Annotated in this window: 23 protein-coding genes and 1 tRNA gene; 22 read left to right on the top strand and 2 right to left on the bottom strand. The window is 41.9% G+C overall.

What is annotated here, in order from left to right:
• The 6 genes from P9L93_02450 (at nucleotide 1) to P9L93_02425 (ending at nucleotide 5238) form a co-directional block, all read left to right on the top strand.
• Nucleotides 1-516 (top strand): adenine phosphoribosyltransferase, encoded by a 516-nt coding sequence (locus P9L93_02450; protein ID MDP8229944.1) that lies wholly within the window; start codon nucleotides 1-3, stop codon nucleotides 514-516.
• 270 nt (nucleotides 517-786) lie between these two features.
• Nucleotides 787-863 (top strand) — tRNA-Arg (locus P9L93_02445).
• Nucleotides 864-986: 123 nt separating this feature from the next.
• Nucleotides 987-1652, top strand: coding sequence for a histidinol phosphate phosphatase domain-containing protein (locus P9L93_02440; protein ID MDP8229943.1), 666 nt, complete (start codon nucleotides 987-989; stop codon nucleotides 1650-1652).
• 35 nt (nucleotides 1653-1687) lie between these two features.
• The gene (locus P9L93_02435; protein MDP8229942.1) at nucleotides 1688-2149 is read left to right on the top strand and encodes a hypothetical protein; all 462 of its coding nucleotides are present in this window, start codon (nucleotides 1688-1690) and stop codon (nucleotides 2147-2149) included.
• Between the two features lie 223 nt (nucleotides 2150-2372).
• Nucleotides 2373-3878 (top strand): alginate export family protein, encoded by a 1506-nt coding sequence (locus P9L93_02430; GenBank protein ID MDP8229941.1) that lies wholly within the window; start codon nucleotides 2373-2375, stop codon nucleotides 3876-3878.
• 67 nt (nucleotides 3879-3945) lie between these two features.
• Nucleotides 3946-5238, top strand: coding sequence for a PhoH family protein (locus P9L93_02425; protein MDP8229940.1), 1293 nt, complete (start codon nucleotides 3946-3948; stop codon nucleotides 5236-5238).
• On the opposite strand, the gene P9L93_02420 is transcribed toward P9L93_02425, so the two are convergent.
• Nucleotides 5233-5619: a septal ring lytic transglycosylase RlpA family protein gene (locus tag P9L93_02420; GenBank protein MDP8229939.1), complete on the bottom strand. Its 387-nt coding sequence runs from the start codon at nucleotides 5617-5619 to the stop codon at nucleotides 5233-5235. The two genes, P9L93_02425 and P9L93_02420, sit on opposite strands and share 6 nt — an antisense overlap.
• Before the next feature lie 334 nt (nucleotides 5620-5953).
• Between P9L93_02420 and P9L93_02415 the strand changes: the two genes are divergently transcribed.
• From P9L93_02415 to P9L93_02350, 14 genes are all read left to right on the top strand, one after another.
• Nucleotides 5954-8503, top strand: coding sequence for a PKD domain-containing protein (locus tag P9L93_02415; GenBank protein MDP8229938.1), 2550 nt, complete (start codon nucleotides 5954-5956; stop codon nucleotides 8501-8503).
• 82 nt (nucleotides 8504-8585) lie between these two features.
• A complete protein-coding gene (locus tag P9L93_02410; protein ID MDP8229937.1) occupies nucleotides 8586-10646 on the top strand; it encodes a cytochrome c biogenesis protein CcdA in 2061 nt (686 codons plus the stop codon).
• A gap of 289 nt (nucleotides 10647-10935) precedes the next feature.
• The gene (locus tag P9L93_02405) at nucleotides 10936-11823 is read left to right on the top strand and encodes a hypothetical protein (protein ID MDP8229936.1); all 888 of its coding nucleotides are present in this window, start codon (nucleotides 10936-10938) and stop codon (nucleotides 11821-11823) included.
• A gap of 370 nt (nucleotides 11824-12193) precedes the next feature.
• Nucleotides 12194-12973, top strand: coding sequence for a M48 family metallopeptidase (locus P9L93_02400; GenBank protein ID MDP8229935.1), 780 nt, complete (start codon nucleotides 12194-12196; stop codon nucleotides 12971-12973).
• Between the two features lie 10 nt (nucleotides 12974-12983).
• A complete protein-coding gene (locus P9L93_02395) occupies nucleotides 12984-13640 on the top strand; it encodes a TIGR00730 family Rossman fold protein (GenBank protein ID MDP8229934.1) in 657 nt (218 codons plus the stop codon).
• Nucleotides 13637-14047 (top strand): hypothetical protein, encoded by a 411-nt coding sequence (locus P9L93_02390; GenBank protein MDP8229933.1) that lies wholly within the window; start codon nucleotides 13637-13639, stop codon nucleotides 14045-14047. Before P9L93_02395 ends, P9L93_02390 begins: the two co-directional genes overlap by 4 nt.
• 125 nt (nucleotides 14048-14172) lie before the next feature.
• A complete protein-coding gene (locus P9L93_02385; GenBank protein MDP8229932.1) occupies nucleotides 14173-15843 on the top strand; it encodes a 3-hydroxyacyl-CoA dehydrogenase NAD-binding domain-containing protein in 1671 nt (556 codons plus the stop codon).
• Entirely contained in the window at nucleotides 15840-17339 is a 1500-nt protein-coding gene (locus P9L93_02380) for a patatin-like phospholipase family protein (GenBank protein ID MDP8229931.1), read from the top strand. Before P9L93_02385 ends, P9L93_02380 begins: the two co-directional genes overlap by 4 nt.
• Nucleotides 17339-18487 carry an ATP-binding protein gene (locus P9L93_02375; protein MDP8229930.1) on the top strand — a complete coding sequence of 383 codons (1149 nt, stop codon included), beginning with the start codon at nucleotides 17339-17341 and terminating at the stop codon, nucleotides 18485-18487. The genes P9L93_02380 and P9L93_02375 overlap by 1 nt, the downstream gene beginning before the upstream one ends.
• Before the next feature lie 13 nt (nucleotides 18488-18500).
• Nucleotides 18501-18644 carry a hypothetical protein gene (locus tag P9L93_02370; GenBank protein MDP8229929.1) on the top strand — a complete coding sequence of 48 codons (144 nt, stop codon included), beginning with the start codon at nucleotides 18501-18503 and terminating at the stop codon, nucleotides 18642-18644.
• An 11-nt stretch (nucleotides 18645-18655) separates the two neighbouring features.
• Entirely contained in the window at nucleotides 18656-19366 is a 711-nt protein-coding gene (gene cysE, locus P9L93_02365) for a serine O-acetyltransferase (protein MDP8229928.1), read from the top strand.
• 26 nt (nucleotides 19367-19392) lie between these two features.
• Complete coding sequence (locus P9L93_02360; GenBank protein ID MDP8229927.1) at nucleotides 19393-20106, top strand: glycosyltransferase family 2 protein; 714 nt, start codon at nucleotides 19393-19395, stop codon at nucleotides 20104-20106.
• Nucleotides 20107-20203: 97 nt separating this feature from the next.
• A complete protein-coding gene (locus P9L93_02355; protein ID MDP8229926.1) occupies nucleotides 20204-20407 on the top strand; it encodes a cold-shock protein in 204 nt (67 codons plus the stop codon).
• Nucleotides 20408-20458: 51 nt separating this feature from the next.
• A complete protein-coding gene (locus P9L93_02350; protein MDP8229925.1) occupies nucleotides 20459-22042 on the top strand; it encodes a tetratricopeptide repeat protein in 1584 nt (527 codons plus the stop codon).
• Here P9L93_02350 and P9L93_02345 read toward each other — a convergent pair.
• Entirely contained in the window at nucleotides 21998-22684 is a 687-nt protein-coding gene (locus P9L93_02345; GenBank protein ID MDP8229924.1) for a glycosyltransferase family 2 protein, read from the bottom strand. The two genes, P9L93_02350 and P9L93_02345, sit on opposite strands and share 45 nt — an antisense overlap.
• Before the next feature lie 512 nt (nucleotides 22685-23196).
• Here P9L93_02345 and P9L93_02340 point away from each other — a divergent pair.
• Together P9L93_02340 and P9L93_02335 are read left to right on the top strand one after the other, a co-directional pair.
• Nucleotides 23197-24579 carry a hypothetical protein gene (locus P9L93_02340; protein ID MDP8229923.1) on the top strand — a complete coding sequence of 461 codons (1383 nt, stop codon included), beginning with the start codon at nucleotides 23197-23199 and terminating at the stop codon, nucleotides 24577-24579.
• A gap of 401 nt (nucleotides 24580-24980) precedes the next feature.
• A complete protein-coding gene (locus P9L93_02335) occupies nucleotides 24981-26720 on the top strand; it encodes a hypothetical protein (GenBank protein ID MDP8229922.1) in 1740 nt (579 codons plus the stop codon).
• Nucleotides 26721-26773: the final 53 nt, after the last annotated feature.

Here is a 26773-nt window from a genome sequence, read left to right as displayed (position 1 = left end):
ATGGAAAGTTTAAAAAGTTTCATACGCGATATACCCGATTTCCCAAAGAAAGGAATCCTCTTTAGGGACATCACCACTCTTTTGGGTAACAAGGAAAAATTTAGAGAAGTGATAGATATCCTGTACGAGCGGTATAAAGATAAGAAGATCGATTCGGTTGTGGCTATTGATTCGAGGGGATTTCTCTTTGGTAGCGCCCTGGCGTATAAATTAGGCTCAGCATTGACAGTCATAAGAAAAAAGGGGAAATTACCCTACAAGACATTAAGCGCTACATATTCTTTAGAGTATGGAGAAGACACGCTGGAGATCCATGAGGATGCGCTTGAGCCAGGCTCAAAGGTTTTGTTGATAGATGATCTCCTGGCAACAGGCGGCACAATATCAGCAGCAATAGATCTTGTAAAAAAGCTAAAGGGCGAAATCGCAGAGATCGTTTTTGTAATAGAACTCTCAGCCCTGAATGGCCGTGCGAAGCTTGGGGATATTCCGGTGTATTCCATGGTCAAGTACTAGGTTTGTGTAATGTGTAAGGTGTAAAGTGTAATGTAATTGGGGCAACTTGGTTCATTACACATTACACATTCAACATTACACAAGAGTTGCAGTAATATACGCAAGAACGTCCCTGTAGCTCAGATGGATAGAGCACCCCATTCCAAATTCTGAGCGGTAAGTTATTAGTTATTTGTAAATTTGTAGAGGCCAATTATTATAGATTACTTGATGACCTTTAAGAATTTGGAACGGGGCAGGCAAGTTGCATTCCTGTGCTGGTACTAATGTGTCCCTATAGCTCAGATGGATAGAGCACAAGTTTCCTAAACTTGGGGCCAGAGGTTCGAATCCTCTTAGGGACGCCACCCTACGCTCATATGGGGCGAATCTTCGAAGCATGCTTCGGGTGGTAAACCACCCATAACATGCTACGAAGAATCGCTATATGTGAGTGGCGGGTGGCAAGCCATAATATAAAGGAGTAAGCGATGATTGATTTGCATACGCATAGTTGGTTGAGTGATGGGGCGGTTTTGCCTACGGAGCTTGCGAGGCGGGCGGAGGATAAGGGCTACAGGGTTATTGGCATAACTGATCATGTGGGCGCGTCTAATATTGAATTTATCTGCGATGCGATTTTAAAGGCTTGCAAGGATATAAATAAACATTGGAAGATAAAGGCAATACCTGGCGTTGAGATAACGCACATGCCGATCGCATCGATCAAAGGTGCTATTAAATTTGTGCGTTCCAAAGGAATCAAACTCGTAGTGGTGCATGGAGAGAGTTTAGTTGAACCAGTGATGCCTGGAACAAACAAAGAAGCGATAGTTTCTGGCGCGGATATTTTGGCGCATCCCGGACTAATATCTTTAGAAGATGCAAAGCTGGCCAGCGCTAAAGGCGTACACCTTGAGATCACATCGCGCTCAGGGCATTCATTGGCTAATGGCCATGTCGCGAAGATGGCTGGCGCAACAGGCGCCAAGCTAGTCATTAACACAGATTCACACCAACCAGGAGACTTGATCACAAAACAATTCGCAAAAAATATTTTACTCGCAGCAGGCCTTAACCAAAAAGAGGCAAAAGGGATTTTCGCAAACTCAGAAAGATTGGCCTGCCGCTTACTTGACATAAAGAAGTTAGTGTAGTAAACTTTATAGAAATATAAAAAGAGGAGGTAATCATGAAGAAGCTATTATACTTGTTCCTTGTCCCATGTTTCTTGTCCCTAATAGTATTGTCCGGTTGCACCACAATGTCTGGAAGCAGTTCTTACTCAAGCAGTGGTGATACTTCTTTAGATGTCGCGGCAATGCTGCGACTCGAAGACGTACCTGTGCCTACAGGCTTCAAGGTACTCAATGCCGAATCATTCGCGTTCCAGAATGATGTGACAAGGGTCGCGCTCTTGAAATACACAGGATCAAAGACAGCAGACCAGGTAGTAGCGTTCTACAAACAGCAGATGCCCATGTATAACTGGAACCCTATAAATATCATAGAATACGAGCGAAGGATGTTAAATTACGAAAAGAGCGGGGAGAGCTGCATAGTGACTATTGAAGGAAAAGGCAGAAAAAGCACCCTCATTATAGCCATTTCACCCAAGTCAAGGCCCATGAAGGTCGAGATCAGGGATAATTAAATACCCTTGACATTATTATATATATAAGGTATACTCTTTTCTTAATAAATAGGAAAGTGTGAATATACCGCTATAGACCGCTTTAATCAGGCAGAGAGAGGAGGGAACACCGAATAGCCGGAAGCAGTCAACTAAAAGGCGATATATTATATATAAGTAGGATAATTTTTAGGTTCATCCTAAAAATACAATAAATTAGATTTAAACCAAGGAGGAAAACTAAATGAAGAAGTTAATGACACTATGTATCGTACTTACGGCTGTTGCTTTCTTAGCAGCACCTGCGTTCGCAGAAGTGCAGAACGTAAAAGTAAGCGGCGATATCGATTCAAAGATGATCTATCGTGCTGACTATGATTTCTTGGCAGACGATACAGGAGAAGGAACAAGCGTTAAAGACAATGACGTATGGTTTATGACCACTACCAGAGTCAGAATAGATGCGGATCTTACAGACAATGTATCAACAACTGTAAGAGTAGTAAATGAGAGAGATTGGGATGAGGAATATGCGGATGCCATAGATTCAGGTAACGTTAGCGATGGCGCAAGAACAGACATCGATCTTGATCTGGCATACGTGACATTAAAGGAATGTTTTTATTCTCCTTTAACAGTTACGATTGGTAGACAAAATCTACTATTCGGTAATGCCTTAGTTGTTGGCGATCCGACTACTAATGATTCAGAGGGAGTTGCTAGACTCGCCGCAGATGACTTAAGTACCATTAAGGCGTTTGACGCAATAAGGGCAACATTGGATTACAGCCCAATAGTAGTGGACCTCATTTATTCAAAGATTGATGCACAAGTCCAACTCGTAGCAACCACAGCTGGTACTGCTCAGCCAAGAGATGATATGGATCTTTGGGGTGTCAATGTAGCTTATGATTTTGATAATGAGTACAATGCAGCTGTTGAAGGTTATTTTTTCTCAAGGCGTGACAGAAGGGGAGTCATAAACACTACTGAAGTTGGCGGAGCAGATGTATGCGATGTTTTTGGCGTAAACGGTAACTTAGCGCCAGTAGATGGTTTGCTGTTGAGTGGCGAAGTTGCTATTCAGAGAGGTGATTATCTAGATATACAAAGCACCACACCTGACAGGATAATTGATCGTGATGCATGGGCACTTGATCTTGCATTAGCATACGATGGCTTGAGTGACAGCGTTAGCTTTTTGCCAGGGCTATCTTTGAGAACAGCTTATGCCTATCGTTCTGGACAGACCAGTGATGGCGCAACTACAGATGATGATTTCTCAACCACAGTAACAGAAGTTAATGCATGGGATCCGATGTTCGAAGATCAGACCCACGGCATGATCGCAAACCGAATATTTGACGGCCTTAATGATGGCGTTGATTCAAATGGCCGTACAATATGTGTTGGTGCCAGCGCAGAGCCTATAGAGGACCTTACTGTATCTGTGGATTATTACAACTTCAGATTGGCTGAGGCGTGGTATTCAACCAATGCTGTTGGTGCTAGTAATGCTAGGACCTTAAACGGTGGAAGCAGCGCCGCGTATTATGTAAAGGATGATAAGGATCTTGGTGATGAGGTAGACATAGTCTTAGATTATGCTTACACTGAAGATGTTACCATGAGCCTTGCAACTGGTTGGTTTATTCCAGGAGCTGCGTTTGATAATTCTCTTGATAGCGCGACCCCTACTAACAACGACACAGCTACAGAAGTCATAGCTTCAGTAGCTGTTGCTTTTTAAGTCGATTACAACATGAATGCAAAATCCCTCGGGAGAGAAATCTCCTGAGGGATTTTTTTGTAAACATATGCGAAAGATATTTGTATTAGACACAAATGTACTTCTTCATAATGCCAGTGCCTTAGAATCGTTTGCTGATAACGAGGTCGTCCTGCCTATTGATGTCATAGAGGAATTGGACATATTTAAAAAGGATAGCGATGAAAAAGGCAGGAATGCCCGTGCTACCATAAGGATGCTGGATGAGCTGAGAGAAAAAGGCAGATTAGGTGAAGGTGTGCCTCTGGAAGGAGGAGGCCTCTTACGCATAATCATGCATGTAGATATAAAAAAGCCTTTTGATCTTTCTCGCGAAGAAAGGGATAACAAGATCCTGATGACAGCATATAGCCTGCAGCAGAAGGGATCCATAGTTGTCTTTGTATCAAAGGATATCAACGCAAGAGTCAAGGCAGATGCCCTTGGCATAAAGGCAGTGGATTTTGAAAAACAAAAGGTGGACATGGACAGGCTTTATAGCGGGTGGAAAGAGGTCCTGGTAGATAGAAAAGATATAGACAGGTTTTATAATAAAAAATTTCTAGAGATCAAAGACAAGGATATATTTCCAAATCAATATGTTTTATTGAAAGACAGTACAAACGAAAAACATACTGCCCTCGCAAGGTTTTGCCACAAGAAAAAAGGCGCGATGGCTCTAAGGCCTGAGGCAAGCGATGCCTGGGGGATCAAGCCAAGGAATAAAGAGCAGGCCATGGCATTTGATCTTTTAATGGATGATAGCGTGAAGCTAGTAACGCTCGTAGGCCAGGCAGGTACTGGGAAGACACTTCTGGCCTTGGCAGCTGGCTTAAAGAAGGCAGTGGATGAGCATGCGTACAAGAGGCTTCTTGTTTCAAGACCTGTTATACCTATGGGAAAAGACATAGGATACCTTCCTGGCACAAAGGAAGAGAAGCTTATAAACTGGATGCAGCCAATTTATGATAATCTGGAATACATCTTGACCATAAGAAAGAGAAAAGAACACATTGAGGATTTAATAGATTCTGATCTTTTGCAGCTAGAGGCATTGACATATATGAGAGGAAGGAGCATTCCTAATCAATTTATTATAGTGGATGAGGCGCAGAATCTTACGCCGCATGAAATAAAGACTGTTGTCAGCCGCGCAGGGAATCACACAAAGATGATCTTAACAGGAGACCCATATCAGATAGACAGTCCCTATCTTGATTCTTCTTCTAATGGTCTGAGCTATGCGGTTGAGAAGATGAAAGGTCAGGAGATGTTTGGCCACATCTCCCTTATTCAAAACGAACGCTCAAGTCTAGCCAGCCTTGCCGCAGAGTTGTTATAGCTTTACAATCTTCACTCTGACTTTAATCAACCCTTTACCTAGATCGTCTAAATAAGAGAATGCCCTTTTTGAGAGATCTATTATCCTGCCACGATTCACTAGTCTCTTAGCAGGACCCCTGTCATTTACCCTTACATATATAGATTTATTATTATCGAGATTCGTGACTTTTAGAAGGGTATTAAAAGGCAGGTCCCACATGGCACATGTTAGCTTTGAATCATCAAAGATCTCCATGTTGGCAGTTGTCTCTAAGATTCCAGGATCAGTCTGGGAATACCATGATGCTGTACCTTTATATATAGCGTGAGTTGAGCCAGCATTGCCTGGAAAGACGGATAAGAGGGATAATGTTAGTGCTATAATTATGAGTTTCTTCATATGGTTTCGGTAACCCGGCCACCCTTCGACGCAGCCAACTTCGTTGGCTTTGCTCAGGGCCCGTGGTTTTGCCCCGTACTATTCGCTTCGCTCAAGTACGGGATCATGAACCTTCTGTGGTTCATGACGTCCCACTCTTTCAAGTGGTTTGCCTTTGTCGTTCCATATTATTTACTTGTTTCTACTTAAAGTATGCCATAAATACCGTAAAAAACAAGCTATAATCGTATAATAACGTTAAAAAATAGTTATTTTTTTTGTTGACATGTTAGATTAAATACTTTATAATACTTATTAAGTAATTGGGAACAAAAAACAAACAAGGAGGTAACATATGTGCAGGAAGACATTGCATATCATAATCGCATCAGTGTTGTTTTTAAGCTTTGCTATAGTAAAGGATGCTCTTTGCTATAGAATACCACCAGAAGAGAGTAAGCTCAGGTATTTATATACCTTTGGCGAGGATGGAAGAAAAAGTTATGGCGCAAAAAAGGCGCCCCAAGTCGTATTCTTGAGAGTTCCTGAGAATTACACTGGTAACATAGAAATATCCATCTATGATCCTGATGTCGGTGATTATATTGATGAAAAGAGTGGAAAATGGAATACCTCGACCCGCTTTTCTATTTTTGGCGGAAAGAAAGCGTATTCATCCATAGCAGGGATAAGCGAGGCAAAGATCGTAGATTTTCTTGAAGGTACGCTTCTGGATTCCCAGGAGTTCGGAGAAGATGAATCCTATGACAAAAAGTTTTATCACTTTTCTCCTATAGAAGCGGACAAGGGTGAGAAAGTAGGAAATTTCAGATATTTTAAGATAGTTGCTGAAGGGCTGTCAGGGGATGACAACAATGTCTTTGCCCTTGAGATATCACCGGATACAATGGAGGCATTCAGCTACGCGCTTTCATTAAGACTATCAGAGAAGCGCGGAACAAAGATGGCGCTTTATCCCGCAATACCCGCGGACGCGGCAAAGATAATCGAGTACAATTATGATCTGGACGCGACCGGAGGAGATATAGAGCTCGTAAGCGCATCTCGTTCTTACAGTATAAAAGGTTCTGGGACCGGCATATGGGCAAATACTGAAGTAGATGTTCTGCCATCTGATGCTGGCAAGAGATGGGTATATGAAATAACAAAGGACAGGCAGCCCAATGCAAACATGGCGATGTATCTGACAACAGGCGATGGCGCGGCAGTTCCTGTATTTTTTACACCTGGCGCAGGAGGACCTAAGAGGGTCTTTGTTGAGCGGCCTACTAAGGCTAAGGCAAAGGAAGAGCCATGGATGGAGTCAAAGCTTTCATGTAATACATTTACATTTGATGGTTCAAAGTCTTACGATCCAGATGATCAGACCCTTGCGTATTTCTGGGATTTTGGTGATGGTACTACCAGCACACAGTTAAAGAACATGCATACCTATAAGGATGCTGGAAAATATCTTGTCAAGCTGACAGTTACAGATGCCTCAGAGGTGGATTGTAATACAGCTTCGACTCAGCAGGTCGTAAAAGTCAATCAGCCGCCATGCGCTATAGCAGACGGCCCTAATGTGACCTGTGTTGATACAGAGATACTATTCGATGGCACACAGTCAACAGATAGTCCCGAAGATAATCTGACATACAAATGGAATTTTGGCGATGGCGAGACAGCTGAAGGCGTAAAGGTCTCTCATAAATACGCTAAAGGCGGAGATTATCAAGTCGCGCTTACTGTAGTCGATGATTCAGGGACCATGTGCGATACAGGCGTGGATAGATTAAATGTAGCAGTAAATACCGCACCTATCGCTGACGCGGGTAAAGATATAATGTTGTGCAAGAAAGATCCTAATGATCCCCTGGAAGTCACTTTTGACGCGTCAAAGTCAAAGGACGCGGATAATGATAATCTGACTTATGTCTGGGATTTCGGTGATGGCGAGACAGAGGAAGGCAAGGTAGTCACTCATAGGTATGAAAGGGGCGGAGAGTACGCGACTAAACTCCTTGTTACCGACAATACCTATACAGATTGCAATAAGTCAACTGCGACAAAGCTTGTTAACTTAAACAGGGCGCCAATGGCTAACGCAGGAAACGATATAAACATATGCCTGACAGAGAAGGCAGAGTTTGATGCCTCTTTGTCGTTTGACAATGACGGGGATACTCTTAGCTATCTATGGGATTTTGGCGATGGAAAAACAGCCAGAGGAAAAAAGGTCTCTCATCAGTATGCAAAAGGAGGCCTTTATAATGCTACTCTTAAGGTAGATGATGGTGCTGGCGCAGAGTGTTCAAGCGCGACAGATGCCATTTCAGTGAATGTCAACTCCAATCCCACCGCAGACATAAGCTCTAAGGACATTGCCTGTGTTGACGAGGGGATAAAGTTTGACGGCGCGTTATCGAACGATCCTGACGGAGATAAGCTGGATTATGTTTGGGATTTTGGCGATGGTACTACTGAAAGCGGAGCTAACGTAAAGCATAATTATGCAAAGGGTGGGCTCTATAAAGCAACGCTGTTTGTTGATGATGGTAAAAATTCAGATTGCTCAGGCTCGACAAAGGTGCATTACCTTAACGTAAACACACCTCCTGTAGCAGAGGCTGGCGGGGATCTTTTGATCTGCGTTAATGACGAGGTTGAATTTGATGCGTCAGATTCATTTGATCCAGATAATGATAACCTTACGTATACATGGGATTTTGGTGATGGCCAAACTGCGCAAGGGACAAAGGTAAGGCATGCTTACAAGGGCATAGGCCTTTATAAAGTGGTTCTAACAGTTAAGGATGATTCAGGTACTGAGTGCAATACTGCAGTTGATACGCTGGTGGCCACAGTAAATGCAACTCCAGTTCCTATAATTGAAGTAATGTAAGATAAGCAATAATACGAATAGTTGCAAAAAAGGCCCCACAAAGACTTTAATTGGGGCCTTTTTTGTGGTATACTTATATATAATGCATAAAAAGGTGATAAAAACAATTTTAGCGCTAATATTCGCCATCCTGATCGCGCAGCCCTGCCTTGCAAGATCCCAGAAACTCACTATTGTCTTTACAGGAGATATGCGCGGAGAGCTGGAGAATTGCCATTGTCCTAAGGATGATTTTGGCGGCCTTAATAGAAGATATGAATATCTCTCTGAGGTAAGGAAAAAGGTAGATGATGTCCTGCTATTAGATGTAGGGGATGTCGTGTCTCTGCTTACAGCGGATCTAAAGAAAGAAGATGTAGCGCGCAACGCGTCTATTTCATTTGAGGCAATGAAGCTCATGAAATATGATGTAATGAATATTGGCGAGAGCGACCTTGTTCTAGGAGAATCTTTCTTAAGACAGCAAGAGGACGGCCTGTCATTTCCTCTGATATCAGCGAATATAGTGGATAAAAATACAGAAGAGCCCTTTTCAAAGCCATATATAATAAAGACTATGAAGAATGGTTTAAGGGTGGGTATTATCGGGCTTGTAAATGAGCGTTACGTTCTTAATTCTAAGAGACTGGACATACTGTCGAATAAAAAAACTATTTCCAAATATATCCCTGAGTTAAGGGCTAACTCAGATGTAATTATCGTGCTTGGCCATCTGGGCCTGCCATATTCAATAGATCTCGCAAAGAGTGTTGAGGGAATAGATGTAATACTTAGCGGGCACTGGGATGCTCAGAGCCAGGAGCCCATGAAGATAAATGATACGCTGGTCATGCCGACTTCTTATCATTCAAGAAAGATAGGAAGGTTAGATCTAAAACTGTACAAGGGTAAAGTCCATTCATATACATGGGAATCTACGCCGCTAGGGGAAGAATACGACGGTATTAATGTAGTAGCTGATATTTCCTCAAGGCTGCCGAAGTCACAAAAGATAGAGGAAATGGACTCTGTGGCGGTAGGGTCATTGCTTTTCGATAGGCCATTAAAGGTCCTTGTTTTTTACACAGCAGGGTGCAAGGCATGCATGGATATAGAAAAGGAACTATTGCCTGAGATCAAGCAGAAATATGGCGATGCTATCACGCTGGAGCACCTTGACATAGGCACTACGAAAAATTTCGAGTACATGACTAAGCTCGAGAATCTATACGGGATAGAAGGCGGTTATGTGCCTGAGGTCATCGTCTCAGGATATGTTTTAATGGGCAAGGAAGAGATCTTTTCCAGGCTGGATGAGGTTATACACGATGCCCTGGAAGAGGATCCAGCTATTCTAAAAAAAAACAAGGAATTAGCTCTCGAGGCCGCTGAATATCACCCGCCTACAGAGTCACTTATCCTGTCCAAGTTTGAATCCTTTAGTGTATATACTGTTATGGCGGCAGGACTGCTCGATGGCGTTAATCCCTGCGCTTTTACGACTATAGTGTTCTTTATATCGTTTCTTGCGTTTGTTGGTTATCGTAGGCGTGAGATGTTTTTCGCGGGCGCGTCTTTTACTGTGGCTGTATTTATCGCGTATCTTCTTATTGGCCTGGGGATCTTCAGGTTTTTAAAGATATTGAGTGGATTTAGTTATGTAATGCTTGCTATAAATATTCTGATAGGCGGGCTTGCTATTTTGCTCGGAATCCTGAGCCTTGTGGATTATTTTAGATTCAAGAAGACAAAGGATACTAGCAGTATCATATTGAAACTTCCGGAATCTATTAAGAAGAGGATCCATTCGGTCATTGGCTCTGATTTCAGGGGCGAGAAGCACAATATCGCCAAGATAATATGGGTCGCGTTTACCGCGGGATTTATGGTGTCTATCCTTGAATCCTTTTGCACTGGCCAGGTCTATCTCCCCACTATAGCGTTTGTAATGAGGATGCCTGGCAAGGCCATATCCGCATTCGCATACCTCGTACTCTACAACCTAGCCTTTATCCTACCCCTAATAGCCGTATTCATCCTAGGCCTCTTCGGCGCCACCTCAACCACCTTCTCCAAATTCATGCAGAAACACCTAGGCCTGGTAAAACTATCCACCGCGGTATTATTCTTCCTCTTAGGAACTTTATTATTGATTTTTAGATAATTACCTGTGTCGCCCAAACAAGAAGGCCTGGGAGCTCAGGGGAAAATTTCCCTCCTCGCCCCGTCCTTTTGGCTTTTAGCCAAAAGGACGGGGCTCGGAAACAGGTCGCCTTTTATTCCGCATTTTGGCGGGACTGAAAAAACTCCACCCACACCATAGGTGTGGGTGTCGGACAGTTTTCAGCCTTTTGGGCTCATATAATGAGCCATAGAAACCGCCAAAATGCTACATAAAAGGCTAAATTTTCAATTCGCTCCCAGGCCTCCTTGTTTGGGCTAAGATGATCTATATGAGAAAGGTAAATCATATAGCCTTGCTATTTACATTAATAGGAGCATTTTTGTGCCCAAATCCAGCGTATTCGATCGACGCAGATTGCCTAAGAGTTCCTCTGAATTTCGAGCAGGATGATAAAAATGACTCGCCAAGTATTCCGTCGGAGGAGAAGTTAATACACCAAGTTCGTACAGATTCTCCTTTCAAGACCTATGTGGTTACGGACCAGCTTTTCTCGCTATTAAACTTAGGAAGCGAAAGCAATACTGCACTAGCAATTTCAGAAAAAACAGCCTCAGAAGATTCAGTTGAAAATAAAGAGATATTGTCACTCCTTAACAAAGCGTCTGCCTTGAGGTTGCCAGGGGCATCTAAATTGTTAGAGCTATATAAAAAGGGGGATGGATGTTTTTTTAAAGCTTCTAAAGTGTTAAATCCTGATTGGATAAAAGTAGAGGTTAATTCTAGTAGTTGGAACAGGACATTAGAAGAAATAGTCATGTCTTTACTGTGGCATGAAAGAATGCATTTAAGATGGGAAAAATTAGCTAGATCTGATCCTTCTTCATTTGGCCAGATTTATCAGTTAATGGAGTTCTTTGGCTTAGATGAAGATGAGGTTATAATGTATATTACAGCAATAATTCGCAGTAAAAAAGAAGTGGGAGATTTTATAAGAAGCAACTTTACACCCCATCTTGCAGGAATCATTAAGAATATTTGGAAGGAAACCCGTCCATCAAAAGAGGAAACAAAGAGACTGCGTAATGCGGCAATAAATACAGCTCCTTTCATAAGTGAATTTAATTATGCTTCTATAGTAAAAGATATGACAGGAGCAAGAGGCTTTATTGGCAAAATATTAAATACTAAATCAAAAAAAGCACTGAGTTTTTTATAGACACCCTATTTAGGTACGCTTACTTTGTAAAGCTAAAAGGAGGCCTGTTCGCGAATTGAAAATTTAGTCTTTCATTTTGCATTTTGGTGGTTTATTTTGTCACATTCTATGAGACAAAAAGGCCGAAAACTGTTCGACACCCACACCTATGGTGTGGGTGAAGTTTTTTCGGCCCCACCAAAATGCAAAATGAAAGGCGACCTGTTTCCGAGTCCCGCCCTTTCGTAGAAAGGGCGGGGCGAGGAGGGAAATTTTCCCCTGAGCGAACAGGCCTCCTTTTAGCTTTACAACTCGACCTATCTAGGCATAATAAAACTTCAATAAAAATATATTTGACGATTGGGCCTTTATGGCATACACTTATGTCTATATGAAGTATATATTGGTGCTATGTGTGTGTTTATTGGCTGGGTGCGTGGAGCGTGAGTATAATGCTGTTACGGGTAGGGATGATATTATGTTTGTGAGCACTGAGAGTGAAATAAACATGGGTAGGAGTATCGCGAATAGTATTGAGAAGAATCCGGATATTGAATTAGACCCGGATCCGCTGGAGGCAGAGCGCCTAAGAGAACTTGGCAGGAGGATTGCTGCTGTTTCTGATAGGCAGGAGGTAAATTATACGTTTAGGGTGATAGATGATGATGATGTCAATGCGTTTGCATTGCCAGGCGGGTATATATTTATTTTTAGAGGACTTATGGAAAAGGTCGAGACAGATGATGAGCTGGCGTCAGTAATGGCTCATGAAGTGGCGCATGTCGTAGCAAGACACTCCATGAAAAGATTGCAAGGCGGCGTGGGATTTAATATACTGCAGCTACTCATGGTTTTTTCAGGCCAGGGCGCTCAGGACTATGGCAGGATCAATGCAGCCTTTGGCCAGCTGGTCATGGAGTACTCTCGAGAAGATGAGGCGCTTGCAGACAGGATCGCGATCAAATATCTAAAGGCCGCAGGCTTTGATCCCATGGCAATGCTGAGTTTTTTAAAAAAGATGCAAGAGGTGAACAGAGAAGCACCAATAAGGCCGCATAGAAGTTATCGCTCTCACCCGCATATTGCTGATCGTATACGCATGGTCAAACAGGAGCTGACAGGAGAGATCGATTATACGGATTATATGAACAAACCGGTAGAGCTACATTGAGGGGGGTTTAATGGTAAAGAACTACGATTTCACCAAGGAAGATCCTTGGCGCATATTTAGGATAATGGCAGAGTTTGTTGATGGGTTTGAGGAGCTCTCAGGTATAGGCCCTGCAGTTACTGTGTTTGGTTCAGCCAAGACAGAGCCAGGGGATAAATACTATAAATTAGCTGAGCAGACTGCAGCAAGCCTGGTCAAGGACGGTTATGCAATAATTACAGGCGCTGGCCCTGGTATCATGGAGGCGGCAAACAAGGGCGCAAAGAATGCGGGTGGAGCTTCTATAGGTCTAAACATCCAGGTGCCTATTATGCAAAAGCCTAATAAATACATAACAAACCTTATTGACTTTAGATATTTTTTCTGCCGCAAGGTCATGTTTGTAAAATACGCCAGGGCCTTTGTGATCTTTCCAGGAGGATTCGGCACAATGGACGAGTTCTTTGAGTCTATCACGCTTATCCAGACAGAAAAGATAGAAGAATTCCCGGTCATACTGGTAGGGAATGAATATTGGAAGGGCCTTGTAGAATGGATGAAGACTTTCATGTTAAAGGAAGATCGCATAGACAAGAAAGATTTGGACATCTTTACCGTTGTAGACACACCCAAAGAGGTCTCGCAGACAATAAAGGATTTTTATTCAAATAAAGGAGGTGAGGCATGAAGAAAAAGAAGAAGGGAAAGGTCAAGAAAAAAGTGGCCAGGAAGAAGAAGGTAGTAAAGCGGAAGAAGAAAAAGAAGGCTGTAAGGAAGTCAAAGAGAAAGGTTGCCAAGAAGAAAAAGGCAAAATCTAAGATCTCTATACCTGCTGGCATGTCTCTGGAAGAGATCGGAATAGTGACTCATTATTTTGGCCATGTTGAAGCAGCTGTTATAAAGCTGACCAAAGGCTCGCTTGCCGAAGGGGATACTATTGTCATTAAAGGCCACACAACTGAATTTAAGGAAAAGGTAGATTCTATGCAGCTTGACCGCGCTCCCATTGCAAGCGCTTCTGTAGGACAGGAAATAGGCATTAAGGTAAAGGTCAGGACCAGGGAGCACGACGCAGTATATAAGTTGGTTGGGTAGCCTTGAATTTGTAAAAAACTGTGCTATACTTTTATTGAAGCCGATAAAGTTATAAAGATGAGCCTGATAACAGGCAAAGCCGGATCGTCTATACGATCAATCTTTATCGGCTTCTTTTTTTTATTATGATCTCCTATTACAAAAAAGATGATATGGGTGTTATAGAGTTTAATGATCCTGATTCAGAGGTAAACCTGTTATCCAAAGAAAATTTCAAGCAGCTTGAGAGTATCATAGATAGCGTTACAAGTAATAAAGTCGAACTTCGCGCATTGTTTTTCACGAGCAAGAAGCAGAATGTCTTTATCGCGGGCGCAGATATTAAAGAGCTTGCTGCCATGCGTACAGAAAAAGAGGTGGTTAGTTTTTGTAAAAATGGGCAAAGGCTATTTAGCAAAATAGCTGACTTAAAGATGCCGACTTTTACTATAGTAGATGGTGCTTGTGTCGGTGGCGGCATGGAACTGGCGCTCTCTTGTGACCATATACTTGCTACTACAAACAAGAGAGTGAAGATCGGGCTCCCAGAGGTAAAATTAGGCATCTCGCCTGGTTTTGGCGGTCCTCATAGATTAAAAGAAAAGATAGGATCAAAGAGAGCAGATTCTCTTATGGATAAAGGGGAGTTGATTTTTGCAAAAGAGGCGAAAGAGCTGGGAATAATAGACAAGATTATTCCAGAATCAAGAAAATGCGATTATGAGAAGCTTGCAAGGCTACCTGTCCAACCGCGTAGGTTGGATTTAAATCCAACCTACGCGGTTGGACAGGTAGAGGCTGTCGAGAGACAAGAGGTGATTGATAAGATCTTTCAACCGCCAGCACAGAATGCGCTATCCTCATATTTGTTGGTTGATAAATATAAAGGTCCTGAGTTGTTAAGCCCGCGCCTAAAGCGATGTTCAGTTATAGGGGCCGGCACAATGGGCAGGGATATTGCTTATCTAATAAGCTTAAAGACAGAATTGCCAGTCGATATAACAGATGCCAATAAGAATGTTTTAAAAAAGGCAAGACCGTATATAAAAAATATATGCAAAGATGCGATTTCCAGGGGCATGAGGCCAAGCATTAAAAACATAAGATTTGGCAATGGTGTATGCAAGGATACTGATATAGTGATAGAATCTATAATAGAAGATGCGCTAAAGAAAAAGATATTATTTAGTCAGATAGAGAAGTCGTTACGCAAGGATTGCATAATAGCTACAAATACCTCGTGTATTTCTATTGAGGAATTGTCAAGATCATTGAGGAATGCCGAGCGTTTTATTGGCATGCATTTTTTTAATCCAGCGTATAAGATGAAGCTGGTAGAGGTTATTCCCACGAGATTCACGAGCAAAGAGGTCCTGAGCTCAACTATTGGCTTTTTGCGCAGCTTCAAAAAGATACCCCTTGTGGTCAAGGATAGTCCCGGATTTCTTGTAAACCGCATGATCCTGCCATATCTAAATGAGGCCCTTTTTATGTTGAAAAATGGTTTTAATGCAGAGGATATTGAGAATGCAATGTTGGATTTTGGTATGCCAGTGGGTCCCCTGCGCCTTTTAGAAGAGATCGGCCATGATGTGGCCTATAAGGCCAGCGAGATACTCGAGCAAGGTCTTGGAGATAAAATAAAGACGCAGCAGTCATCCGGACGAAAAGACATAGCAAATCGACTTTTATGCCCCATAAGAAGGCAGGCTGAATTGTGTTTAAAAGAGGGGATTGTAGGTAGCCGCGAAGATATTGATCTGGCATTATTGTTGGGTGTGGGGTTTCCAAGATCCAGGAGGATATGGGAGGCATGAGCGATAACGGCAAGGTGATAGCAGTATATAACACTACGCACAGAGAGGCAAAGACATGGTATGCAATAAACCTTGCAGCAGCGCTTGCCATGATTACAAAAGGCAAAGTTTTATTTATTGATGTCTTAAGTACTCTGGAATACAAAATAAGCAGTGATGTGAAAATAGAGCGCCTAAGGCAAGGCCGCATTAAAGAGCGCCAGATCGAGAACGTAAAAAAAGATTATCTTTATACTGTAATTAATGCCTCAGGCGAGGCAGACGAGTCACTGTATAGGATGTTTACATGTTCTGATGTCGTGCATTTTTTTGTGGATTCAACTAAAGACGATCTTGGAGCCAGCCATGGATTTTTAGAAGTTTTGCTCGAGAAGGACCTCGAGCCTATTCACTCCAAGACAAGCATTATTGTAAACAGGCTGAATATATTCGATAGATTTTCAAAAGAGGAAATGGCGTGGTTAGTTAAAAGAAATATCTCAGCCATTGTGCCTGAGCCAGGTATCATGGATGCAGCATTAGACTCAAGCGGGATACCACTTGTTTTAAAATCCAAGGACGCCCTTTATTCAAAGGCGATCTTGCGTATTGCAAAGAAAGAGTCAGGCAAGTTACTGGGTCTTGCCCTGGGAAGCGGCTCTGCATTTGGCCTGGCGCATATAGGAGTTTTGAAGATGCTGGAGGATAGGCACATAACTATAGACATTGTGTCAGGTTCAAGCATAGGCGCGCTTATAGCAGGTATGCACGGCCTTGGTTTTTCTGCAGGCAGGATAGAGAGTATAGCAAGAAAACTAAGAAGCAAGCTAAAGATCATGAGACTGCTGGACTTTACAATACCTATATCAGGCATCCTGGCTGGAAAAAGACTGAAGAGGTTTCTGAAGAAGATTTTTGAGGAAAAAACATTTGAAGATCTGGAAATACCTGTTAAGATAATGGTATACGACCTGGCAAACAGAGAGACACTTGTGATAGAGAAGGGTTTGCTTGCGGACGCGGTTTATATGAGCATAGCAGTGCCAGGCATATTTAAACCCAAGGTCGAAAAGGAAAGAGTGATCATTGATGGCGGGGTTTCAGATCCTGTGCCTGTAGATATATTATTAAAGCAGGGTGTGAAAAAGATAATAGCCGTGAATGTCTTGCCAGGCCCCAGAGATATATATGAAAAAAATATGCTTTTAAAAAAGAGGGATAGCGAAGAGAAAAATCTTATGCTTACAGCCCCTTTTAATGTAAGGATAGGCTTATCTATAATGAAACGTTTAAGAAAAATTTTTACACCCAACATCTTTGACGTTATCATGGCCACCATGCAGTCCATGGAATATGTGCTCGGAGAGAATAGCTGCAAAAAAGCAAACATTGCCCTGCGACCTGTACTTTCATCTGCCAGCTCGACTGATTTTCATCTTGCGAATGATTTTATTAAAAAGGGCGAACAAGAGGCGCTTTCTCATGTTGAGGATATAATAAGATTGACGGAGGCCTGATGGAAGATAAGATTATAAAGATATTGATAATAGAATTTAATTCACAGAATATATTAAAAATAAAAGAGGCCCTTTCTAAGCCGTCAGGTGTTTCGTATGAGTTGATGTGGTTACAAGAAGAGGGGAATCTGCTTAAAAAGGTCGACGAAGAAGCGTTCAATGTCATCCTCCTTTCCTATAACCTGCCTGGCGCGAATGGCCTGGAAATACTCTCTGATTTACAATATAAAGACCTGCAGGGCCCTGTTATAATGATGGCAGACAAAGGTGATGAAGAATTTGCCACGCTGGCAATGAGACAGGGCGCGTATGACTATGTAATAAAGGAAAAAGGATTTGAGAAAGGTCTGAGCCTCGTGATCCATAATGCATTAAGGGCGTTTGAGGCGCAGAAGGAAAAAGAGCGCCTGCAGAAAGAGATCGCTGCTAAGAACACTGAGCTGGAAGCAGCGAATAGAAAACTGAAGGAATTAGATAGGATCAAATCTGACTTTGTTGCGAATGTAGCACATGAATTCAGAACACCTCTTACTATCATAAAAGGTAATACAGATCTGGTTATTAAAGGAGGGCTCGGCAAAGTGACCCCAGAGCAAAAGGATATGCTCGACGGCGCTGTAAATATAGCAAATAGGCTCTCCAGGCTTGTAAATGATCTGCTGGATATATCAAAGATAGAGTCGGGTAAGATGAAACTAAAGAAGGGGAACCTTAACATAAATAAGATAATAGAAGAGAACCTGGCTGTTTTTAGCAAGATAATGAAAGACAAAAAGCAGACCCTTAACAAAGATCTTGCAAGGGATATGCCTGGTATAAACGCTGACATAGACAAGACAACTCAGGTATTCATCAATCTTTTAAGCAATGCCATAAAGTATAGCCCTGAGGGTGGTAAGATAACAGTAAAAAGTACTACTCTTGAGAAAGAAATAATGGTGGAGGTCTCAGATACGGGTGAAGGCATAGCCCCTGAGAACATAGACACAGTATTTGACAAGTTTACAAGGGTGACTGCTGAGAAAAAAGAAGGCACGGGCCTGGGGCTACCCATAGCAAAGGATATAGTTACGCTTCACAACGGAAGGATGTGGGTCAAGAGCGAATTAGGCAAGGGTAGTCAATTTTATTTTACATTACCAAAATAGCCAGGAGGTACATATGAGATCTTTTATTTGGATAATACTAGTATTGATATTGATTTCCAGCATAGTTGGATGTGAGCATCCGAGGGCGCGGGCAGAGCGCATAGGTGATGATATTGATTGGATATTACTGGACGGCGATCCGGATATAGACAAGTAGTAGGAGGATGTATGTTGAATAGGATAAAAGAAGATATAAAGTCTGCTATGGAGAAGGATCCTGCGGCCAAGAGCGGGTTGGAGGTATTTTTATGCTATCCAGGCGTTCATGCCTTATGGTTCCACAGAATGGCGCACTTTTTTTACGCACATAAGATGTATGTTATTGCCAGGGCTATTTCTCATGTCTCGAGATTTCTAACAGGAGTAGAGATACATCCTGGGGCAAAGATAGGCCGGCGTGTGTTTATGGATCATGGCATGGGTGTTGTTATAGGAGAGACTTCAGAAATAGGCGATGATGCCTTGCTATATAAAGGTGTAGTGCTTGGCGGGACTGCCCTTAAAAAAGGCAAGCGCCACCCCACGATAGGCAAGAATGTCGTAATAGGATCCAATGCCTGTGTGCTTGGCCCGATTACAATAGGTGATGGCGCCAAGATAGGATCTGGCTCTGTTGTTGTAAAGGATGTGCCGAGCGGTGCTACTGTAGTAGGCATACCAGGCAAGATTGTTGAAAAAAAGGTCATGAAAAAACTTGAATTGGATTTCGAACACGGGAATCTTCCTGACCCAATAGCAGATGTCGTGAAGATCATGTTAAAGATGCAGCATGAATTAGAGCAGAGACTAAAGACGTTAGAGAAAGATCATAGCATAAAAGCAAAAAGCATATTTCACGACTATGAAGAAAAGGCAACAGAAGAAATGCCGGATACCTGATCCTGCCGACCTGCCATTCAAATGATATGAATAAGAAAATAATAGTTGTAATGCCAGCCTACAATGCTGAGCTTACCCTGGAAAAGACCTACAGGGATATACCAGAAGGTGTCGTTGATGAGATCATATTGTGCGATGATTACAGCAGGGATAAGACTGTTGAGATAGCCAGGGATCTGGGTCTTACCCTTGTAGCCCATGATAGTAATAAAGGTTATGGAGCCAATCAGAAGACTTGCTACAGAGAGGCCCTTCGTAAAGAAGCAGATATTATTGTAATGCTTCACCCTGATTATCAGTATGATTCAAAAAAGATACCGGAGCTGATCCAGCCTATATTGGATGGCCGCTCAGATGTGGTCCTGGGCTCAAGGGTTTTAAATGGAGGCGCGCTTAAAGGCGGCATGCCGCTATGCAAATATATCTCGAACAGACTTTCCACTATATATGAGAATAAAGTATTAGGGTTGGAACTTTCAGAGTATCATACGGGTTTTCGCGCATTCAGCCGCAGATTCCTGGAGGCTGCGGATTGGAACAGCTATTCAGATGATTTTTTATTTGATGGCCAGATATTAATAGATGCCGCGAGTCTTGGTTTCAAAATAGAAGAGATACCCATAGAGACTCGCTATTTCAAGGAGGCATCCCAGATAAGTATATCCAGGGGCATAAAATACGGCATAGGTATATTCTATGAGCTAAGAAAATATAAGAAACTGCGTAGGAGCAAAAAATAATTGACAAAATGGCCACCTTGTGGTAAACTTCTCTAGAATCTAATTTTTGCCTTGTTTGAATGTATCATAACAAGGTGTACGGAAGGAGGGTAGTAGAGTGTCAAAAGGGAAAGTGAAGTGGTTTGACAATAAAAAAGGCTACGGCTTCATTACTCCTGAAGATGGCAAGGATGTATTCGTGCATCACACAGCCATACAGGGTGACGGCTATAAGACCTTAGCAGAAGGTCAGGATGTAGAATTTGATATTGTCCAAGGACCAAAGGGAGAACAGGCAGCTAACGTAAAACCTTTAGCTTAATTTTAGATAGCTACCTTTGCCCCCATCGTTTTGCGGTGGGGGCATTTTTTTATGAATAGATTAAATATAACCTTTATTTTGATCCTGCTTTTCGCCGCAGTGTTATCTTACGCAAATTCCCTGCACAATCAGTTTATCTGGGATGATGAGGATTGGATATTAAGAAACGAGACAGTAAAGGATTGGCATAGATGGCCAGCGCTGTTTACGCAGAATAGTATCCAGGGCGCGAGAAAAGGCAGCAATTTTTATAGGCCTATCCAGGCAATAAGTCATGGCATAGATTACATGGTATGGGGATATAGATTGCCGGGTCATCACGCGAGCAATATCTTTTTTCACGCTATAGCGGCGATTCTTCTATTTCTGCTTCTCAAAAACCTTTTTTCTCAGGGTATGGCCTTTCTCAGCGCATTGTTCTTTGCGATACACCCCGTTCAAACAGAGGCAGTCACCTATATATCCGGCAGGGCAGACCCTATGTCAGTTTTGTTTATCCTGCTGAGTATTTTGTTATTTGAAAAGAATATTCTTCTATCATGTCTTGCTTTTTTATTCGCGATTTTCTCCAAGGAGTCGGCTTTATTGACACCGGTTCTGATATTACTTTATATCATTTTTAGAGATAGAGACCTCAAGCGCGAATTGAAGTATTTACTTCCTTTTATCGCCATAATTATTGTATACGGCATTTTAAGGCTTACTGTTTTGGATTTTTCCCATACTATACCAGAAAACGTGCCCAAGGCGTTTTTCTACGTCCCATTTTATATAAGGCTGTGCACGTTTTTAAAGGCGGTGCCTGTATATTTCGGGATACTTTTATGGCCGTTTGGCCTGCACATGGAAAGGGATATAGCCTTATCGTATTCTATTTTTGAGCCAAAGGTTTTCCTGGGGTTTTTTATGGTTGCGGCTATTTTTCTAGGGAGTTTTGCATATAGAAAAAGATATAAATTCTTATTATTTTCAGTAGCCTGGTTTTTTATTTCTATTTTTCCTAATTCAAATATCATTCCTATAAATGCCCTGATCTACGAACACTGGCTCTACCTGCCATCAATAGGTTTTTTTATGGTAGTCGCGTGGTGCATGGATAGACTTTTGAGTAAAGGTAAGGCATTGAGGTCGTTGGCGCTTTTATTAATAACGCTGATCAGCAGTTTTTACATATGGAGGACTTACGAGAGAAACAGGGAATGGCATGATCCCATATCTTTTTACGAGAGCACAATAAGGCACAAACCTGATTCCGCGAGGCTTCACAATAATCTTGCGATGGCATATGCGGATGAAGGGAGGATAGAGGGCGCGATCAGGGAATATAAAAAGGCAATAGAGCTCGGCGATTACTATGCCCAGCCGCACTATAATCTCTCAAATATATACCTTGGCAAAGGGGATTATTCTGCCGCGATCAAGGAACTTAAAAGGAGCATAGAGATAGACAATGATTTTCTGTATTCCCATGAGACGTTGGCCCTTATTTATTTTAATCAGAATAGGCTTGATCTTGCGAAGAAAGAGGCGGTTTTTGTGCTTGAGAGAGAGCCGCAGAATAAAATAGCGCAGCAGGTTTTAGATAAGATTTCAGATAAATCGGTATCTGATTATAGCCCACAAGACGTTCAGTGAGTAGATAGGGTGGAATTTTTTTCCTTCCTCAAATGTCCTTGCCTTGTAAGGGATGGGCACTTCTTTTATATTAAATTTTCCTTTAGCTATCCTGGCAGTAAGTTCTGCTGAATCAGCGCCAAAACCCTTGCTTGTAAATTTTACGCCTTTAATTGTGTGAGCCTTGAAGACCTTGAAGCATGTCATGGCATCTGTGACATGCGTGCCATACAGGAGATTGGTGAGCATGGTTCCAAAGCGATTTGCCAAAAAGTACGCCAGTTTCATGTTTTCCGGCCGTTTTTTATTCAGAAATCGCGAGCCATATACTACGTCTGCATTCTGCTCAAAGAATGGCTTTAGGAGGTCAGGGTAGGAGTGTGGGCTATACTCCAGATCCGCGTCCTGGATCAACAGGATATCTCCTGTTGCATGCGCAATGCCCGTAGAGAGCGCTGCGCCTTTGCCCTGGTTTTTTACATGATGCACTACTCTTATACCAGGCATTACAGCCTGTGCCTTTTCCACGGTCTTATCAGTCGACCCATCATCTATAAGGATAACCTCTTTTTCAGCCGAAATCCGGACTGATTTTATATCCCCCAAGACCTTCTGAATAAACCTCTCTTCATTATACGCCGGGATCAAAATAGAAAGTTTCATGCATCGAGTATATCCTACTTTCACCCATTTTGCAACTTAATCCCGTATCGTGGGGCGCGGGGTATTCTATTTGTGGGCCCCTCCGCCCGGTGTGGATCCTCCCACTCACAGAACACCCCGCGCCCCACTTATCCCATAAATGTAATATTTTCAATGTTACGTGACAGCTTTGCACCACCCAGACCACTGGCTCTCGGGGACGCAAAATTCTCCCAGCGTGAGAATTTTGCTCAGCCCCGTGCCTCGCTCGCTAAAGTAGACAAAACAGTCAGTGACTGTTTTGTCTACTTTAGCACCGTGCCCGCTCGGCACGGCGTATGCCCCGAGAGCCAGTGGTCTGGGCGGTGCATAAGACCCAATAAACCGTAACGCAACTCTTCAAATATTATACACTATCCCATAAAAGCCTTGCATGGGTGCTATTTATATGCTATAATAATCTAATTAATATAAAATTCCTGCAAATCTGTGCATAAAAGCAGCACAGTGAAGCAGATTTTTTTGGGTGGATTATGATGAAGATTGGAAAACAATGCATTATAGCTTTAATATTGATACTAATAGGGGTAGGGGCGTGTCAGGAGGCGTATTGCCTGAGAGTTCCTATAAGAAACGATAAAGATAACGAAGTCAAAGTCGCAAATAAGATTGCCCGAGATAAAATAAAAAAAGAGGCAAAAGAGATAATAGCTAAGCTTAAAACCTATCAGGAGGAAGAGTGGCTTCAAATTGACTATAAAGAACTTAGAAAGTATTTAACAACAAAAGTCTTGAAGCATTTTAATCTTAGTTCAGATTTTATTAGAGAGGATGCAGGCCCAGGAGAGTTGCTGCAAGAAGTGGGCATGCTGTATAACTTGGCTTCTGCTGAGCTGGATTCTTTAGATTATTCCGAAGTTAAAAGCGATGCCTTTCCTACCATAAGAGCAACTCTGAATTATTATTTCGCGCATACTTTAGGACAGATAACGAATTACACGTATGAAATTAGAAAATTTTTAGAAGTAGAATTGGTTGAGAAGAAAGAGGATGTTGACATTCGAAGAGCTAGCCAGCTGTCAAAGGCATTAGATTCTTACGAGGAACCATATAGTCACTGGAATATGCTTTTTAGGAAATTAGAAAAGTTAAAATCGTTAAATCCTAAAGTTATCGTAGCTCTAATAGATAATTTTATAGCTTTTTATAGTGAGCTATTAGATACTATGTCTCAAGCAGAAACCTTTCTTGACAAATACAAGAATAATCAAAAAATTACCTCTTTTAGAGAAAATGTTGAAAGAATAAATACCCCATTAATTAATTTTATAATCTTCCAGGAGATAGGAAAATATATAAGAGAAAGTAAAGAGACTACTCTAGTAGATATCAATGAAAGTCTGATGAAATTAGTAGAATTATACAAGAATGATACGTATGCACAGATAAAGTTGGAACTAGATGAAAATATACCACATGTCTATACAAATTCTCTTTTTATGTATCAAGTATGGGCAAATTTAATCAACGATGCAAGACAAGCTATAATCGAGCGACTATTACAAAAATCAATAAAAAAAGGAGTTATAATCATAAAGACAAATGAAATCACACAACAAAAGGATGAAAAAGCCGTAGAAGTTATATTCAGTGATAATGGTGTATATTCTGAAAAAGAGCAACGAGGTAGTGGTATAGGAGCTACAATTATTTATAAACTTGGAGACTATGGCGTGTTCATGGATATCAAGGGTAATAATCAGGAAGGGGCAGATGTTGTAATTAGTTTTCCAGTTTCACAAAATATAGCTTCTAATGACCAGACAGGTTCTGCGGCAGAGGACGGGATTAAGATTCTAAAGCCAGAACAAGGGCTAGTTGAAAAGATTACAGCACTCCATAACAATGACATATAAATACTTAAGTTTACACTTTAAGGTCTTGCTTTAAATGTAAAGTTAACTTTCTTTTTTAAGCTAAATGGAAGGTCTGGGCGCGAATTTGAAAATTTAGTCTTTTATGTAGCATTTTGGCGGTTTCTTTGGCACATTATATGAGCCCAAAAGGCTGAAAACTGTTCGACACCCACACCTATGGTGTGGGTGAAGTTTTTTCAGTCCCGCCAAAATGCGGAATAAAAGACGACCTGTTTCCGAGCGAAGCCCCGGCCTTTCGTAGAAAGGGCGGGGCGAAGCGAGGAGGGAAATTTTCACCTGAGCGAACAGGCCTTCCATTTAGCTTAAAAAAGCAACGCGATTATTTAAATAATGTAATAATATATTTGCACCTATATTGGTTATATAGTAGAATAGGCGATATGGTTAAGCGGTTGTGGAAGAGAGGATGGATACCAGCTCTTATTATAATGGGAGCTGGTTTTTATTTATTTAGTGTATCCTGGCTCAGGTGGGGGAGTTTGTTGATAGATACAGGTAGGGAGCTTTATTTGCCTTTAAGTATCCTTTCTGGCAAATTGCCGTACAGGGATATATTTTATGAATTCGGGCCTTTTTCACCATACTTTAATAGTCTTCTGTGCATGATCTTTGGCGTTCATATGCGCGCTTTTATAATAAGCGGTGCACTTACAGCTACTCTCATGTGCGTGCTCCTATACAAGACATCCCGCATATTTTTAAACGCGCTTTTTTCAACGCTATGCGTGCTTACATTTCTTTTTGTATTCGCGTTCAGCCAGCACTATGAGGCAGGCATCTTCAATTACATCATCCCCTATAGCTATGCCTCGATCCACGCTATCACGTTAGCGTTTTTAGCCTTATTTTTCTACTATCGCAGCCGCACATACTTCTCCAGTTTATTCATAGCGCTTTTGCTGATTACTCGAGTAGAGATAGGCATCGTGCTTATGGTCTCAATATTTATTGGCATAATCCTTGATAGCCAGAAACAGGATAGGCTTAAAAGGGTAGCGGCCTATTGCCTTTTTCCAGCCCTTGCCGCAGCTATCGTCTACGGTTTCTTTGGCATTATTACAGGCAGTACTGTAGCAAGCAAAGAAGCCCTTTTAATAAACTTAGATATAAAAGGGCCTTTTACTGGACAGACCCTTGGCACTATTGATTTTTGGAGAAACATCGCAGCCATACTAAAAACAAGCTTGTATTATGTAGCTATGAGCGCTGTATTCTTTGCCTCAGGCCGGTTGATTTCTCTGGTAAAAAAAATCTCAACAACAAAGAAGGTCCTCATTGGCATTGGAGTGACATTAGTTGTCGCAGCTACTACTGTTTTGTTTCAAAAAGAATTCTTTCATTATAATGCGCAATATCGATGCGTACCTATTGTCTGCATATTAGTGTTTATTGTCAGTTGTCGAAGATATTTCGCAAAGAAAGACAGGCAAGACCTGTTTTTGGCGGTTTTTTCTATTTTTTCACTTCTTTTATTGGCGCGCATGTTTTTCAATGTCAGGGCAGAACATAGTGGTTTTTATCTGCTTGCCCCTGGCATGCTATGTTATTACATCTTTTTCCTGAGGATAGTTCCACGTATATCGCAGAGGAAAGACACGCGTGCTTTTTATAGATTTGCTTTTACAGTTCTATCAATATCTTTTATCATGGCCCATGTACCTGTCTCGCTTTATAGGTATAAAAATCGCACAATGAAGATATCTTCTCCAAGGGGCGCAATGCTGGTGCATCCTGGTTATTATAGGTGCAAACAATTAGTGGAGTATTTGCGTAAAAACACTGACCCGTCTGATAAGCTTGCAGTATTTCCAGAGGGCCTGACCATAAATTTTCTCTCTGAAAGGGATAGCCCGCTGCACCAGTATGCGTTTTTGCCACTTTTGATTTCATTGACGCCAGACTGCGAAAAAAATCTATCCAAGGAACTCGAGGATAAAGATGTAAAATATGTTGTTATCTTGAGGCGCCTGACATCAGAATATGGGGCTGCGCGGTTCGGCATGGATTATGCGCAGGACATCATGCGCTATCTAGCAGACCATTATGTGATTGAGAAACAATTCGGACCCTGGCCCTTTACCAGCAATGAATTCAGCCTCGTGCTTCTAAAGAGACTGTAAGACTACCCATCCGACCGCGTAGGTCAGATTTAAATCTGACCTACGCGGTCGGA

It is taken from the genome of Candidatus Gorgyraea atricola, assembly GCA_030765235.1.
In the GTDB taxonomy this organism is placed as follows: Bacteria; Omnitrophota; Gorgyraeia; order Gorgyraeales; family Gorgyraeaceae; genus Gorgyraea; species Gorgyraea atricola.
This window is presented reverse-complemented; position numbering and strand designations above follow the sequence as displayed.